The organism is Pseudonocardia ammonioxydans, from assembly GCF_900115005.1.
Lineage (GTDB): Bacteria > Actinomycetota > Actinomycetes > Mycobacteriales > Pseudonocardiaceae > Pseudonocardia > Pseudonocardia ammonioxydans.
On record NZ_FOUY01000030.1, the window covers coordinates 30,909 to 46,150 of the forward strand.

The window sequence follows — 15,242 nt, forward strand, 5'->3', positions numbered from 1 at the left end:
CGGTCCGGTGCCGGATCCGGCACCGGACCGCCACGAGCCGCTGATCAACGCCCGGGGCGCGGGGCCTGCGGTCCGGGGCTCAGCCCTGGGCGATCTTGCGGAAGTCCCAGCTGGTGATCTTCTCCGGGCGCAGCCGCAGCCAGGCGTGCCGCCCGTCGATCAGCACGTGCCCGCCGCTGTAGCGGTCGGCGAACGCCTGCTCGACGCGCTCCAGCTCGGGGTGCGGTTCCCCGGTGCGCGGCACCTCGCCGACGATCTCGACCGAGCCGCGCAGCTCCACGCCGCGCAGCTCGCCGTAGTCGTGACCGGCGTCCACGACGACCGCGATCCGGGGGTCGCGTTCCAGGTCGGCCCAGCGCTGCGAGCGCGACAACGAGGTCAGCCAGAGCGCCCCGGTGTCCCCCGAGGGTTCCCAGAGGTACCAGAGCGGGGTCGCGTGCGGGCCGTTCGTGCCGTTGGTGGCGACCCGGCAGGTGCGCTCCGCGTCCAGGAACGCGGCGACCTCCTCCGGGGTCATCGCGATCTTCCGGGCGCGGCGTTGCGGCTTCGGTGCGGTCACCGCCCCACCGTAGATCAGGATCATGGGGGAGCATCGGTGTGTGCTCTCACCCGGACTGGAGAAGGTCCTCGCCGAGGACCGCCCGACACCCTTCCTCGCACTGGACCCGCAGGTCGTGCGGGAGCGCTACCGGGAACTGGCCGCCGCGTTCGGTGACGCGCGGATCCTCTACGCGGTCAAGGCGTGCCCGGAGCAGGCGGTGCTGCGCGCCCTGGTCGAGGAGGGCGCCGGGTTCGACGTCGCCTCCCAGCAGGAGATCACCCTGTGCCTGGCCGCCGGGGCCGATCCGGCGTCGCTGCAGCACGGCAACCCGGTGCGCGGGCCCGGGGCGGCGGCGCGGGCGGCCGCGGCCGGGGTGCGCCGGTTCGTCACCGACAGCGCCGAGGACGTCGACGCGCTGGCCGCCGAGGTCCCCGGCGCGCGGGTGCAGGTGCGGCTCTCGGTCGACGACACCGGTTCCGCCACCCCGTTCCACGGCAAGTTCGGGGCCCTGCCGGAGGTGGCGGTGTCCCTGCTGCGCCGGGCGGCGTGCCACGGCCTGGACCCGGCGGGCGTCACCTTCCACGCCGGGTCCCAGCAGACCCGGCCGCAGACCTACGCCGCGGCGGTCGCCGTCGCCCTGCGGGTGGCCGGGCGCGCCGGGCTCGCCCGGCCGGAGCTGGACCTGGGCGGGGGCTGGCCGGTGGCCTACCGGTCCGCGGTCGCCGGGCCCGGGGAGTTCGCCGCGGCCGTCCGCGACGCCGTCGCCGGTGCGGTGGCGGCCGGGCACGTCGACGGTGCCGACCTGCTGCTCGAGCCCGGACGCGCGCTGGCCGGGCCGGCCGGGGTGCTGCGGACGGGGGTGCTGCGGGTGTCGCGGCGCCCCGGGATCGACCACCGCCGCTGGGTCTACCTCGACGTCGGCCGCTACCAGGGTCTCGCCGAGACCGAGGGGGAGGCGATCGGCTACCCCGTCCGGGCCCCCGGCCGCACCGGCGCGCCGGCGCCCGTCGTGCTGGCCGGGCCGACCTGCGACGGCGACGACGTGATCTACCGGCGGACGCCCGTCGCCCTGCCGTGCGACCTCGCCGCGGGCGACGTGCTCGACCTGCTCCACACCGGCGCCTACACCTCGAGCTACGCCTCGGTCGGGTTCAACGGCTTCGGCCCGCTGGACGTCGTCGTCGCCGACCCGGCATGAGGCGCGCCACGACGTCGGGTATGCGGCACGACAAGCACCTCACGGGACGTTTACCGTGTCCGGACGTGTCATCCTCCACCTCGCTGAACCCGCCCGTGCCGTCCGAGGGCGCCGGGGAGCTCCATCCGGGCTTCGGGCTCACCGGGCCGGACTCGCCGGCGCTGCCGAGCACGTCCTCCCCGGTCGGCAGGCACGTCCTCGCCGAGCTCGGCGGCATCGACGCCGCCATCCTGGACGACGACCAACGGTTGCGGACCGACCTGGCCGCGGCGCTGACCGAGTCCGGTGCGCAGGTCCGGCAGGTCGTCACCGAGCGGTTCGAGCCGCAGGGCGCGACGGTGGTCGCGGTGCTGGCCGAGTCGCACGCCTCGATCCACACCTGGCCGGAGCACGGTGGCATGCACGTCGACGTGTTCACCTGCGGGGACAGCGCGGACCCGGTCGCGGCCGTGCGCAACCTCGCCGAGCGGGTCGGGGCCACCGACACCGCCCTGCAGGTCGTCGACCGCGGTGGCGCCCCGCGTACGGTCACCGAGCCGATCTCGGAGGACCTGAGCCGGCGCTGGCGGCTCGGCCGCGTGCACCACGTGGCCCACACCGGGTTCCAGAAGGTGGTCGTCGCCGACACCGCGCACGGCGTCACCCTGTTCTGCGACGACGAGCGTCAGTCCACCGAGCACACCCAGCTCACCTACCACGAGGCGCTGGTCTGGCCGGGCGCGCTGCTGGCCCGCCGGCTGGAGCGGGTCCTGATCGTCGGGTCCTCGGAGGGCGTCGCCTCGGAGATGGCGGTCGCCGCCGGCGCGACGCACGTCGACCACGTCGACATCGACACCGAGGCCGTGCGGATCTGCGCCGAGTACCTGCCCTACGGCTACACCCCGCAGAGCCTCGCGGCGGCCGAGCGCGGGGACGGCCCGGTGAGGCTGCACTACGCCGACGGCGGGCAGTACGTGCTGGACAGCACCGAGCACTGGGACCTGATCATCGTCGACCTGCCCGACGAGCGCCCCGACGAGCCGGAGGCCCAGATCAACCGGCTCTACGAGGAGGACTTCGTCCGGTCCTGCGCCGACCGGCTCACCGAGGGCGGCGTGCTGGTGTTCCAGGCGGGCAGCCCCGCGGTGTGGCGCGACGCGACGCTCAAGGCGGCCTGGCAGCGGTTCACCTCGGTGTTCGGCGAGACCGGTGGCCGCGGTGTCTACATCGGGTGCGAGGAGCACGAGTGGGCGTTCCTGGCCGGGGTCCGCGAGCCGATGGACGACCCCGGTGAGGTCGCCGCCTCCCGGCTGGCCGCGATGCCGCACCGGCCGCAGATGTGGGACGAGGTGTCCCTGCGGCACCGGCTGGTGGCGCCGCTGTCGCTGCGCCGGCTAACCGGCTGAACCGGGGCGTAACCGCGGGTGATGATGATCGTTGGGCGGGGCAGGGCCGGTGAGCTGGTCACCGGCCGCCCCGACCGGAGGTCCCAGAGCCCGTGCGCCGTCCCCGCCCCTCCCGCTGGCTGGCCGTGGCCACCATGACCGTTCTGACCTCGGCGGGTATGGGCGCGCTCGCGCCCGCACAGGCGGAGGCGCCGACCACGTTCACCGGGACCACACTGTCGGCGCGCAACCTCGACACCACCGCGGCCGGGCGCTACGTCGCGCTCGGCGACTCCTACGCGGCCGGACCGCTGGTGCCGCTGCAGACCGGGCTCCCGGCCGGCTGCCTGCGGTCGAACGACAACTACCCGGCGGTGCTCGCCCGCTCGGCCGGGTTCGGCGACTTCACCGACGTCTCCTGCAGCGGTGCGACGACCGAGGACATGACCGCGCCGCAGCAGGTCGACCTCGGGCCGAACGCGCCCCAGCTCGACGCCCTCGACGGGACGGAGTCGCTGGTCACGGTCACCATCGGCGGCAACGACATCGGGTTCGGCGAGATCATCCAGGAGTGCGCGACCCGGTCCTCGGCCGACCTGCTGGGTGCGGCCTGCCGGGACTTCTACACCGACGGCGGCGACGACGAGCTGACCGAGCGGATCGAGGACGCCTCGTCGAAGGTGGCCGACACGCTCTCCGCGATCCGGGACCGGTCGCCGGCCGCGCGGGTGGCCGTCGTCGGGTACCCGACGATCCTGCCCGACGAGGGCCCGGGCTGCTACCCGGTCGCGCCGTTCAGCGCTGGGGACACCGCGTACCTGCGCGAGGTCGAGAAGCAGCTGAACGGGATGCTCGCCGCCGAGGCGGCCGAGGCCGGTGTGGACTACGTCGACACCTACACGCCGACCATCGGCCACGACATCTGCACGCTGCCCGGGCAGAAGTGGGTCGAGGGCCTGGTCCCGACGGCGCCGGCCGCGCCGGTGCACCCGAACGCGCAGGGCATGCGCGCCATGGCCGCGGCCACCGGCGCGGTGCTCGGGGTGCCGGTGGCGGCGCCGTCGTCGCAGCCGGCCCGGGCCGAGGCCGCGCCGGCAGGCAACTGACCCCCCGCCGACACGCCCCGCGCCCGTTGCGGGCCCGGGCCCGCAACGTGGCGTGCGTGCCAGACTCGCGGCCGTGACCGGCGTGGTGGGGGAGCGAGTGACCGGCTGGTGGGCCGAGGTGCGGTCGCGGGCCGCCGCGGTGGACCCGGGACGCATCCGGCTGCACATGGCCACGGTCGCGACCGCCGCGATGATGTCGGCGGCCCTGCTGGCCACCGGGCTGCGCGCGCTGACCGGCGCCCCGGTCACGATCGTGCTGTTCTCCGTCGTCCTGGCGATGATCAGCAACCTGGCCGTCAACGAGCCCCAGCTGTCCCGTCGCCGGATCACCACCGCGCTCATGCTGCTGCCCGCGGCCGGGTCGGCGACCCTGAGCTCGCTGCTGTCCGGGCACCGGATCGCCGCGGACGCCGTGTTCGTGCTGGTCATGGTGGTGGCCGTGGCGGTGCGGCGGTTCGGCCCGCGGGGCAGCGCCCTGGGCATGGCCGCGTTCTCGCCGTACTTCCTCGTGCAGTTCCTGCAGGCCGGTCCGGCGCTGCTGCCGCTGCTGCTGGCCGCGGTGGTGATCGGCATCGGGAGCACGTTCGTGCTGCGCTGCGTGGTCCTCGTGCGCCGGGTCGAGACGGTGCTGGAGATGCTGGTGCGCGCGTTCCAGGCCCGGCTGCACGCCGTGCTGCTCGCCGCGTCGGACGTGGTGGACGCGCACGGCGGGCCCGCGACGCCGGACCTGGGCCCGCTGCTGCGGGCGCAGGCCCGGCTGAACGAGACGGCACTGCTGGTGGCCGACCGCCTCGACGACGCCGACGACGACCCGGCGACCCGCCGGCCCGCCGTGCTGCCCGGGGGTCTGCGCCCGGGCGGGCCGGAGGAGGCGGAGAGCGAGATCGCCGGCCTGCGGCAGTGGATCGTCGACTCGGAGCTGGCCGCCGAACGCGTCGCGATGTCGGTGCGCCGGTCGGTCGAGCACCACGACACGATCACCCCCGACGACCGGGACGCGCTCGGCGCGGGCATCCGGGCGCTGGCCGCGGCGACCGCGGTGGGCACCCCGGGTGCGATCGCGGCCGGTCTCTACCAGTCGGCGCGCGACGCGGTCGCCGACATCGTCGCCCGGTCCGGAGGTCGCGGCGCCGACGCCCGGGAGCAGCGGATCGGGTTCGCCGTGCTCCGGCTGGCCGACGCGATGCAGACCACCGTCGAGGAGGCCCACCGGCGGATCGCCGAGCGCCGCGAGGCCGACGAGGAACCGGCCGAGGCCGGACCCGACCGGCCCGAGGAGGACAAGCAGGAGGGCCTGAAGCTGCACACCCGCCAGGCGGTGCAGGTGGGTGTCGCGAGCAGCCTCGCGATCGTCGTCGGGGAGATGATCTCGCCGGACCGCTGGTACTGGGCGGTGATCGCGGCGTTCGTCGTGTTCGCCGGCACCGCCAGCCGCGGTGACGTGCTCAGCCGTGGCTGGGCCCGGGCCGTCGGTACCGCGGGCGGGGTGATCGCCGGGATGCTGCTCGCGGTGCTGGTCGCGGGGAACGTGCTCGCCAGCCTGGTGCTGCTGTTCGTGTGCGTGTTCCTCGCGCTGTACCTGGTGCGGATCTCGCAGACGATGATGGCGTTCTGGATCACCGCGGTGCTCGCGCTGCTCTACGGGGTGATCGGGCAGTTCAGCTTCGAGACGATGCTGCTGCGGGTGGAGGAGACCATCGCCGGCGGGGCGCTCGGCATGCTCGCCGCCTACCTGATCCTGCCGACCCGCTCGCGCACCGCCTTCGCCGACGCCCTCGACGAGGCGCTCGTCGCGGTCGACGTCTCGCTGCATACCTCGGTCGACGCCGCGCTGGGCCGGACGGGCATCGAGGACCCGCTGGAAAAGGCCCGCGAGGTGGGCGAGAAGGTCGCGACGGTCCGGCAGCGGGCCCGGCCGCTGGAGCACCCGATCGCCCGCCGCCCGATGCGGCGCGGGGTGCACCACACGGTCCGGGTCGTCGGCGCGCTGGACCACTACACCCGGCTGCTGGCCGCGCAGGCGGCCGTGGCCCACGTCCCCGGCTGGGCGGGGACCCTGGACCCGGCGTCGGTGCGGGTGCGGGAGAACGTCGAGGGCCTGCGCCGGATCCTCAACGACGGCTGGGGGCCCGCGGAGCGGCGCGAGCACGGACCCGGTGCCGTGCCCGCCGACTACGGCGTCGCCTCGGCCGAGGACCTGATCGACGCCGCCGAGACCGACGCCGCGGCGCAGCCGGGGGAGCAGGCGTGGGACCAGGGGGCATCGGCCGCCGACCGGAGCGCTCCTGCCGATCGGGCTGCGCTCGCGGAGGGAGCTGCTGCCGACCGGCCGGGCCGCGCGGACGGTGCCGATCCCGCAGGTCGGGCCGCTCCCGCAGGCCGCGCCGCTGATGCCGACCGGGCGGCCCGCGCGAACGGGGCCGCTCTCGCAGGCCGGGGCGCTGCGGCCGACCGGTCGGACGGGGCCGTTCCCGCGGACCCGGCTGCTCCCGCAGACCGGACCGCTCCTGCCGACCGCCCGGCCCGCGCGAACGGGGCCGATCACGCAGGCCCGGCTGCTCCCGCGGGCCGGGGAACGGGCGTCCGGCCCGGCCCGGTCGCCGGGCCCCCGGACGCCGGCGTCACCGACACCGCGGGCTGGCCGGCGCCGACCCACCCGTCGGTGCGCAACGCCGCCGCGGGGACACCGCCCGGGCACCGGCTGCGGCGGCTGGCGGCCGCGCGGCTGCTGCGCCGGGTCGACCAGCTCGCCGTCGGCCTGGCCCGCGAGCTCTGCGGCGGGACCTGGAACGAGCAGCCCGAGTCCGAGCGCCGGGCCGGGGCCCAGAAGGCCGTCCGCGACGGGGGTTAGGCTCCGACGGTGATCACCGTGAGCACCACCGACGGGGTCGGTCTGATCGAGCTGAACCGTCCCGAGCGCCGCAACGCCCTCGACATCGCCACCTGCCGGGAGTTGGTGGAGGCCGCCGCGTCCGTCCGGGCCGACGGGGCCCGGGCCGTGGTCGTGGCCGGCAACGGTCCGGCGTTCTGCTCCGGGGCCGACTTCGGCGAGGTCTACGGCGCGGACTTCCTCGACGCGCTCTACACCGCCCTGCACGCGGTCGCCGATCTGCCGATGCCGGTGGTCGCGGCGGTCACCGGCCCGGCGATCGGCGCCGGCCTGCAGCTGTCGCTGGCCTGTGACCTGCGGGTCGCCGCACCGGAGGCGGTGTTCGGGCTGCCGACCGCGCGGCTCGGGCTCGCCGTCGACCCGTGGACGATCGAGCGGCTGGTCCAGATCGCCGGTGGCGGCACCGCGCGGAGCCTGTTGCTGGCGTGCGCCACGGTCGACGCACCGACCGCGCACGCCCGCGGGCTCGCCGACACCCTCGGGGACCGTGACGCCGCCGTCGCCCTGGCCACCGACATCGCGACGATGGCGCCGCTGACCCTGGCCTACAACAAGCGCGCCGCGAACACCTACGGCCGCGGTGGGCACACCGGCGACGACGTCGTCGGTGCGTTGCAGGAGGAGTTCGCCGCCTGCTGGCGCGCCGAGGACATCGCGGAGGGCCGCGCGGCCCGTGCGGAGAAGCGCACCCCGGTCTTCCAGGGCCGCTGATCCTCCCGGCCCACTGATCCTCCCGGCCCGCCGGGACCTTCCCGTCGGGCACCGTCCTCCGGCTCACCCTCCGACCGGTTCAAGATCGGCTTCAGCTACTGTCCGGGTGCGGGCGACCGCGGTGGGTAGGGAGGTGGGTCGATGCGGCGAGCAACGCGACGGGTCGGGATGCTGGCCGGTGCGCTGGCCCTGGTCGGTGCGGTCACCGCGGGTGTCGCGGTCGCACAACCTCCCGAGCAGGGCGAACCGCCGTCGGGGACCACCGCCCCGCAGGTCGCGAGCGGCCCCCTCGTCGAGGGCACCCCGTGCACGTCGTCCGCGCGCGCCTGCGTCGACCTGGCCACCAGCCGGACCTGGCTGCTCGAGAACGGCCGGGTCGTCGCCGGGCCGGTGCCGATGAGCCCCGGCGCCCCCTCCGACCCCACCCCGCGTGGGGTGTTCGGGGTGCAGTGGAAGGCCGAGCAGTGGACCAGCCGGGAGAGCTACACCCAGATGCCCTACTCGGTGTTCTTCGCCGCCGGGGGCGTCGCCTTCCACCAGGGGGCGATGGACACGCCGTCCGCGGGCTGCGTCAAACTGGACGAGGCGAACGCCAAGCTCTGGTTCGACACCCTGCAGGTCGGCGACCAGGTGCAGGTTCTGTGACGCTTCTCCCGCGAGGCTTCTACGTTTTGTAGAAAGGATCGCGTAGGATGAGCGGCGTGACGAGTCTGGGGGAGCTGGAGCGGGCGGTCATGAACGTCCTGTGGGAGACCGACCGGGACATGACCGCGCGCGAGGTGCAGGACCAGCTCGCCGACCGCGACCTGGCAACGACGACGGTGCTGACCGTACTGGGCCGGTTGGAGCGCAAGCAGCTGGTGCACCGCATCCGCGACGGTCGCGCCCACCACTACCGCCCGGTCGCCAGCCGCGAGGACCACGTCGCGGAGCTCATGAGCGACGCCCTCGACGACGCCTCCGACCGCGGTGCGGCCCTGGCCCGCTTCCTGGGCACCATGTCCGACGAGGAACGCTCCCGGCTGCGCGACCTGCTCGGCTGACCCGTGAGTGGTTACCGCGGCTCTGACCGCGATAGCCGCGCACGGGTGGATTGGAGGGGTCGTGCGGCGACGCCGGGCCGGTTCGGCCACGATGTGAAGCGATGGAGCTGACCGCGCTGGGACTCGGGCTGCTCGGTGTGGCACTCGCCGAGCCGGCCAGTCGCATGCTCGCCGCGGCCCGCTGGCCGGGACGCGACCCGGTCGTCGCCCTGTTGCTGTGGCAGGCCGTCGGGCTCGGCGGCGGCATCTCGCTGTTCGGCGCCGGCCTGGCCTACGGGCTGTCCCCGATGGGCGACAGCCTCCCGTCCGCGACCGCGGCGTTCGCGGTCTCGGTCGCGAACGGCGTCTGGCCGCCGGTGATGGACCCGCTGCACGTGGGCGCGCTGCTGATCGCGCTGGGCGTGCTGATCCGGCTGCTGTCGGTCCTGGTGATCACCACGATGCGGACGCTGCGTGCCCGCCGCCGGCACCGCGACCTGCTCGACGTGCTCGCGACCCCGTGGCCACACGCGTCCGGAACCCGGGTGCTCGACCATCCGGTGCCGGTGGCCTACTGCCTGCCGGGGCGCAGCTCGCGGCTGGTGGTCTCGGCCGGGGTGCTGGACACGCTCGACACCGCCGGGGTCGTCGCCGTCCTCGCCCACGAGCGGGCCCACCTGCGCGAGCGGCACGACCTCGTCGTGCTCCCGTTCGTCGCGTGGGGCGCGACGGCGCCGTTCGTGCGGGGGATGGTCTGCGCCCAGCTGGCCGTCGCCCGGCTGATCGAGATGCGGGCCGACGACGTCGCCCGCAAGCTCTGCGACCCGACCGAGCTGGCCACCGCGCTCAAGGAGGTCGGCGGGTCGGCACCGGCGGCGGCGCTGTCGTCGTTCACCGACGCCCTCGAGGCCCGGATCGACCGGATCACCGCACCGCCGGCGCCGCTGCCGGTCGTGGTGCGCTGGCTGGTCCGGCTGGTCGCGCTCGCCCTCGTCGTCGTGCCGCTGGCGCTGCTCCTCGTCCACTGACCGGCCGGGGAGCGCAGCCCGAGCCGGTCAGCGGTGAACCGGGTCCGGCGTGTCCGGCCGGTGGCTCTGGAACAGGGCCGGGCCGTCGGCGTCGTCGGCGAGCAGCGCCCGGGTGGCGGCGACGTTGCGGACCCGGGCCGCCTCGAGCGCGTCCGGGTCGCGCCGCATCCGGGCCCGGCGCCACCGGATCACGTGCGCGGCGGCTCCGATGCCGGCGTCGAGCGGTGCGCACCGGCGCAGTCCCAGCGCGTCGCCGGTCGCCGGGCCGTGGAAGCGCCGCCCCAGTACCTGCAGCAGCACCCGCCCCGCCGGGCGCGGGAGCCGCAGCGACTCGACGAGCAGTGCGGCGATCGCGTCGACCTGCGCCGCGGCGAGCCGGCGGGACTCGGGTGCCAGCGGCCCGGTGACGGCGGTGACCAGGGCGTCGAGCCGCTCGGCGGCGGCGTGCCCGGTGACCCCGCCGACCAGCTCCGGATCGATCCCGAGCTGGTGGGCCAGCACGTGCCAGTAGGCGTAGACCTCGCCGACCTCGGCCGGGGTCAGGCCGAACCCGATCGTCTCCTCGGCCCGCATCGACACGAGCGTGAAGTCCAGCCAGGTGCGGGCCAGGTCGATCTGGTTGATCGCGACACCGTGCACCGCCTCGTCGTAGCCGCGGGTGCGGGCGAGCTCGCGCATGTGTGCGTGCAGCATCCGGACCTGCAGCGTGGCGATGTAGCCGGGGCCACCGGGGCGCAGCCCGCCGGGCAGGGTCGCGGACAGCAGCCATCGGCCGGTGTCGGTGAGCCGCCGTTCCGCACCCTCGACGAGCCGGCCGGTGGTACCGAGCAGCACCGCGATCGAGGGGGACACGTAGGTGCGCAGCAGCGCACCGGCCGAGAGCGAGAGCGTGTGCACCGGTGTCGGTGAGGTGAACGTCGGCCGGGCGCCGGAGTCGAGCAGGGCCGGGTCGGTGCCCGCGGGCAGCGACTCGGCGGAGGACAGCAGGGCCGCGACCGCGGGCGGCGGGTCGTCGAGCGAGGCCAGCCCGTGGCGGATGCCGAGGTCGAGCCGGGCCCGGACCTCGCGCCCGCCCGAGCGGATCTCGGCGACGACGGCGTCGGCGAGCGGGTCGCCGGTGCGCAGGGCCCGCCCGGCCAGCTCGGCCGTCTCGGTGCCGAACCGGGCGGCGAGGTCGGCGGCGGCGACGCGGCCGGTGGGCCAGGAAGTGCTCACGGGTGTTCTCCTCCTGCGGTCGTCCCGCGTTCTGTGGCGTCTGCGGCCTCGCCGGTGCTGCGCTCTGCCGGCTCGGTGGGCAGGCCGAACCCGGCGAGCAGGCGGGCCATCCGGGCCCGGATCCGCGCCGGGTCCGGCGGGGCCGGGTCGAGTGCGCCGAGGGTGGCCAGGCCGACGACCGCGGAGAACAGCTCCGCGGCCCGCTCCCGGTTGCCGACGTGGTCCTGGATGAGGTCGACGACGACGGCGTCCTGCCCGGCGGGCGGTGCGACCCGATCCGGGTCGCGCGCGGCCCGGATCCGGAGTTCGAGCATCGTCAGATACGCCCGCCGCCCCGGCCCGAGCAGGTCGACCAGGTAGGTGGTGCAGGCGTCGAGCAGGCTGAGCTCGCCCGCCCGGCTGCGCCGTGTCAGGTCGGTCAGCCGCTGGGTCGACCGCAGCTCGAGCTCCTCGACGACGGCGGCGAGCAGGTCGGCCACGGTGCCGAAGTGATAGGTCGCCGAGGCGGGCGACACCCCGGCCCGCCCCGCCACCTCGCGCAGGGTCAGCCGGTCGAAGCCACTGGTGGTGACGACGTCGACGGCCGCCTGCACCAGCGTCCGCCGGGTGTCGGCGCCGCGTTGCCGGCGTCCGTCGCGGGTGCTCCCCATCGGCTCCTCCACAAACTATCTGTACAGCCAAACAGTAAGTTGAGCGGTCGCCGGCCGCAGCGTGGCCGTCGTCACCGCTGCCGCCGGGTCGGCCCGCATCCGTGATCTTGGGCCGCGAGCGGCGACCGGGCGTAGCGTGGGGATCGTGCCCGTCACACCTGACCTTCCCCGTACCGTCGGCGCGCTCCGGGCATCGGGCCACGAGCTCCGGGGCGTGAAGCACGAGATCCGTGACAACCTGCTCGCCGCGCTGCGCGAGGGCCGTGATCCCTGGCCCGGGATCCTCGGCTTCTCCGACACCGTGATCCCGCAGCTCGAGCGGGCCCTGATCGCCGGCCACGACGTGGTCCTGCTCGGCGAGCGCGGCCAGGGCAAGACCCGGCTGCTCCGCGCGCTGGCCGGGCTGCTCGACGAGTGGGCGCCCGTCATCGAGGGCTCCGAGATCGGTGAGCACCCCTACGAGCCGATCGCGCCTGCCTCGGTCCGGCGCGCCGCCGAGCTCGGCGACGACCTGCCCGTGACCTGGGTGCACCGCTCGCTGCGCTACACCGAGAAGCTCGCCACGCCGGACACGGCGGTCGCCGACCTCATCGGTGACGTCGACCCGGTCAAGGTCGCCGAGGGCCGGTCCCTGGGCGACCCGGAGACCATCCACTTCGGTCTGGTCCCGCGGGCGCACCGCGGGATCGTCGCGATCAACGAGCTGCCCGACCTGGCCGAGCGGATCCAGGTCGCGCTGCTCAACGTGATGGAGGAGCGCGACATCCAGGTCCGCGGCTACACGCTGCGGCTCCCGCTCGACGTCCTGCTGGTCGCCAGCGCCAACCCGGAGGACTACACCAACCGCGGGCGGATCATCACCCCGCTCAAGGACCGGTTCGGTGCCGAGGTCCGCACCCACTACCCGCTCGAGCTCGCCGCCGAGATCGATCTGATCGGGCAGGAGGCCGAGCTCGCCGCCGAGGTCCCGCGGCACCTGCTGGAGGTCGTCGCCCGGTTCACCCGTCACCTGCGGGAGTCCTCGGCGATCGACCAGGGCTCCGGGGTCTCGGCCCGGTTCTCGGTCGCCGCGGCGGAGACCGTCGCCGCGGCGGCGCTCCGCCGGGCGGCGCTGGTCGGCGAGGACCGCGCCTACGCCCGCCCGGTCGACCTCGAGTCGGTTCCCACGGTGCTGCGCGGGAAGCTGGAGTTCGCCGCGGGCGAGGAGGGCCGCGAGGACGACGTGCTGGAGCACCTGCTGCGCCGGGCCACCGCCGACACCGCCCGGTTCGCGCTGCGCGGGGTCGACCTGGACGAGATGGCCTCCGAGGTCTCCACCCGGCCGGTCCGCACCGGTGAGCGGATCGCGGCCCGCGACGTCGTCGCGGCCCTGCCGCAGGTGGCGGCGCTGACCGCGATCGCGGACAAGCTGGGTGCCGCCGGGACCGAGGACCCGGGCCCGATGGCATCGGCGGCGGAGCTGGCCCTGGAATACCTGTTCCTGACCCGCAAGCTCGCCAAGGACGAGTCCGACGACGGGGACACGGTGTCCTATGGCTGAGGGCCGGGCCGGGCGCGGGCACTACCGCCGGCGGCGCTACGCGTACGGGCCCTACAGCGGTGGGCCCGACCCGCTCGCCCCGCCGTACGACATCCGCTCCGCAATGGACCGGATCGGGCGCGACGTCATGGAGGGCTCCTCGCCCCGGCAGGCGCTGCAGGAACTGATGCGGCAGGGCCTCGACGGCCGCCGAGGGCTCGACGACCTGACCCGCCGGGTCTGGGAGCGCCGGCGCGAGCTGCAGCGCGACAACCGGATCGACGGGACGTTGCAGCAGGTCCGCGAGCTGCTGCAGCGTGCGCTCGACGCCGAGCGGCAGTCGCTGGGCAACGAGGACTCCGACGACGCCCGGTTCCGGGAGATGCAGCTCGACGCGCTGCCGGACGACACCGGCGGCGCCGTGCGGGAGCTGGGGGAGTACGACTGGCGCTCGTCCGACGCCCGCGAGGCCTACGACGAGATCCGCGACCTGCTCGGCCGGGAACTGCTCGACCAGCGGTTCCAGGGCATGAAACAGGCCATGGAGGGCGCCACGCCGGAGGACGTCGAGCGGATCAACCAGATGCTCGACGACCTCAACGACCTCCTGGACCACCACGCCCGCGGCGAGGACACGACCGAGCGGTTCGCCGAGTTCATGCGCCGCCACGGCGACCACTTCCCGGAGAACCCGCAGAACACCGAGGAGCTGATCGATGCGCTGGCCGCCCGGTCCGCGGCCGCCCAGCGGATGCTGAACTCGATGTCGGCCGAGCAGCGTGCCGAGCTCGCCGAGCTGGCCCAGCAGGCGTTCGGCGACCCGCGCCTGGCGCAGTCGCTGTCCCGGCTGGACGCGCAGCTGCAGGGGCTGCGACCGGGGGAGGACTGGACCGGGCAGGGCCGGTTCAGCGGTGACAACCCGATGGGGATGGGCGAGGCGACGCGCGCGCTGGAGGAGCTGGGCCGGCTCGACGCGCTCGCCGAGCAGCTCTCGCAGGGCTACCCGGGTGCGCGGATGGAGGACATCGACCTCGACGCGCTCACCGAGGCACTCGGTCCCGAGGCCGCCGCCGACGCCCGCACCCTCGCCGAGCTCGAACGCGAGCTGCAGCGCCAGGACCTGTTCCGGCGTGCCCCGGACGGGTCGCTGCTGCTCTCGCCGAAGGCTCTGCGCACGCTGGGGCAGTCGGTACTGCGCGACGTCGCCGACCGGGTCGCCGGTCGGCAGGGACAGCGCGAGACCCGCCGGGCCGGTGCGGCGGGGGAGGCGACCGGGGCGACCCGGCCCTGGGCGTTCGGCGACACCGAGGCCTGGTCGGTGCCCCGCACGCTGCTGAACGCGCAGCTGCGCCGGGCGGGTGGTGACGAGCGTTCCCTGGACGTGTCCGACGTCGAGATCGTCGAGACCGAGCAGCGCACCCGGGCCGCGGTCGCGCTGCTGGTCGACACCTCCTGGTCGATGGTCGCCGAGGGCCGGTGGGTGCCGATGAAGCGCACCGCGCTGGCCCTGCACCAGCTGATCTCGACCCGGTTCCGGGGCGACGACCTGTCGCTGATCACGTTCGGCCGGCACGCGCAGACCGTGGAGCTCGGCGAGCTCGTCGGGATGGAGGGCGTGTACATGCAGGGCACCAACCTGCACCACGCCCTGCTGCTGGCCCGCGAGCGGCTGGCCCGGCAGCCGGATGCGACCCCGGTCGTGCTCGTCGTGACCGACGGCGAACCGACCGCGCACCTGGAACGCGACGGCGAGGCGTTCTTCGACTACCCGCCCAGCCCGCACACGCTCCGTGCGACCGTCGACGGGCTGGACCGGTTGATCGGGATGGACGCGCGGTTCACGTTCTTCGTGCTCGGCGACGATCCCGGGCTGGCCGCGTTCACCGACCGGTTGGCCCGCCGCGCGGGCGGTCGCGTGGTGCACCCCGACCTGGACGGCCTGGGCGCCGAGGTCGTGTCGGACTACCTGCGCAAGCGCCACGGCTGAGCCGCCGGTGC

13 protein-coding genes are annotated in these 15,242 nt (G+C 75.1%); 10 read left to right on the forward strand and 3 right to left on the reverse strand.

Annotation, left to right across the window (positions count from 1 at the left end):
- Positions 1 to 79: 79 nt before the first annotated feature.
- Positions 80 to 559, reverse strand: coding sequence for a pyridoxamine 5'-phosphate oxidase family protein (locus BM093_RS24280; RefSeq protein ID WP_245773761.1), 480 nt, complete (start codon positions 557 to 559; stop codon positions 80 to 82).
- A 40-nt stretch (positions 560 to 599) separates the two neighbouring features.
- Here BM093_RS24280 and BM093_RS24285 point away from each other — a divergent pair, with 40 nt between their 5' ends.
- The 8 genes from BM093_RS24285 to BM093_RS24320 all read left to right on the forward strand — a co-directional run bounded on the left by BM093_RS24285 (position 600) and on the right by BM093_RS24320 (position 9,860).
- Entirely contained in the window at positions 600 to 1,739 is a 1,140-nt protein-coding gene (locus tag BM093_RS24285; RefSeq protein WP_245773762.1) for an alanine racemase, read from the forward strand.
- Positions 1,740 to 1,804: 65 nt separating this feature from the next.
- A complete protein-coding gene (gene speD / locus BM093_RS24290) occupies positions 1,805 to 3,124 on the forward strand; it encodes an adenosylmethionine decarboxylase (RefSeq protein ID WP_245773763.1) in 1,320 nt (439 codons plus the stop codon).
- Positions 3,125 to 3,258: 134 nt separating this feature from the next.
- Entirely contained in the window at positions 3,259 to 4,209 is a 951-nt protein-coding gene (locus tag BM093_RS24295) for an SGNH/GDSL hydrolase family protein (RefSeq protein ID WP_245773764.1), read from the forward strand.
- Positions 4,210 to 4,282: 73 nt separating this feature from the next.
- Entirely contained in the window at positions 4,283 to 7,060 is a 2,778-nt protein-coding gene (locus BM093_RS24300) for an FUSC family protein (RefSeq protein WP_093350101.1), read from the forward strand.
- An 18-nt stretch (positions 7,061 to 7,078) separates the two neighbouring features.
- Positions 7,079 to 7,810 (forward strand): enoyl-CoA hydratase, encoded by a 732-nt coding sequence (locus tag BM093_RS24305; protein WP_245773765.1) that lies wholly within the window; start codon positions 7,079 to 7,081, stop codon positions 7,808 to 7,810.
- 141 nt (positions 7,811 to 7,951) lie between these two features.
- Complete coding sequence (locus BM093_RS24310) at positions 7,952 to 8,455, forward strand: L,D-transpeptidase (RefSeq protein ID WP_245773766.1); 504 nt, start codon at positions 7,952 to 7,954, stop codon at positions 8,453 to 8,455.
- Between the two features lie 56 nt (positions 8,456 to 8,511).
- Positions 8,512 to 8,853, forward strand: coding sequence for a BlaI/MecI/CopY family transcriptional regulator (locus tag BM093_RS24315; protein WP_093350225.1), 342 nt, complete (start codon positions 8,512 to 8,514; stop codon positions 8,851 to 8,853).
- A 101-nt stretch (positions 8,854 to 8,954) separates the two neighbouring features.
- Entirely contained in the window at positions 8,955 to 9,860 is a 906-nt protein-coding gene (locus BM093_RS24320) for a M56 family metallopeptidase (RefSeq protein ID WP_093350110.1), read from the forward strand.
- 27 nt (positions 9,861 to 9,887) lie between these two features.
- On the opposite strand, the gene BM093_RS24325 is transcribed toward BM093_RS24320, so the two are convergent.
- Positions 9,888 to 11,075: an oxygenase MpaB family protein gene (locus tag BM093_RS24325; protein WP_177238678.1), complete on the reverse strand. Its 1,188-nt coding sequence runs from the start codon at positions 11,073 to 11,075 to the stop codon at positions 9,888 to 9,890.
- Complete coding sequence (locus tag BM093_RS24330) at positions 11,072 to 11,725, reverse strand: TetR/AcrR family transcriptional regulator (protein ID WP_093350113.1); 654 nt, start codon at positions 11,723 to 11,725, stop codon at positions 11,072 to 11,074. Before BM093_RS24330 ends, BM093_RS24325 begins: the two co-directional genes overlap by 4 nt.
- A gap of 145 nt (positions 11,726 to 11,870) precedes the next feature.
- Between BM093_RS24330 and BM093_RS24335 the strand changes: the two genes are divergently transcribed.
- On the forward strand, positions 11,871 to 13,265 hold the full coding sequence (locus tag BM093_RS24335; protein WP_093350229.1) for an ATP-binding protein: 1,395 nt from the start codon (positions 11,871 to 11,873) through the stop codon (positions 13,263 to 13,265).
- Positions 13,258 to 15,231, forward strand: a complete 1,974-nt coding sequence (locus tag BM093_RS24340; protein ID WP_093350116.1) for a vWA domain-containing protein — start codon at positions 13,258 to 13,260, stop codon at positions 15,229 to 15,231. The genes BM093_RS24335 and BM093_RS24340 overlap by 8 nt, the downstream gene beginning before the upstream one ends.
- The last annotated feature ends 11 nt before the right edge of the window (positions 15,232 to 15,242 follow it).

Coding starts and splice junctions, on each gene's coding strand:
- BM093_RS24295 (WP_245773764.1), top strand. CDS start 3,259: ATGACCGTTCTGACCTCGGCGGGTATGGGCGCGCTCGCGCCCGCACAG.
- BM093_RS24310 (WP_245773766.1), top strand. CDS start 7,952: ATGCGGCGAGCAACGCGACGGGTCGGGATGCTGGCCGGTGCGCTGGCC.
- BM093_RS24320 (WP_093350110.1), top strand. CDS start 8,955: ATGGAGCTGACCGCGCTGGGACTCGGGCTGCTCGGTGTGGCACTCGCC.
- BM093_RS24330 (WP_093350113.1), bottom strand. CDS start 11,725: ATGGGGAGCACCCGCGACGGACGCCGGCAACGCGGCGCCGACACCCGG.
- BM093_RS24340 (WP_093350116.1), top strand. CDS start 13,258: ATGGCTGAGGGCCGGGCCGGGCGCGGGCACTACCGCCGGCGGCGCTAC.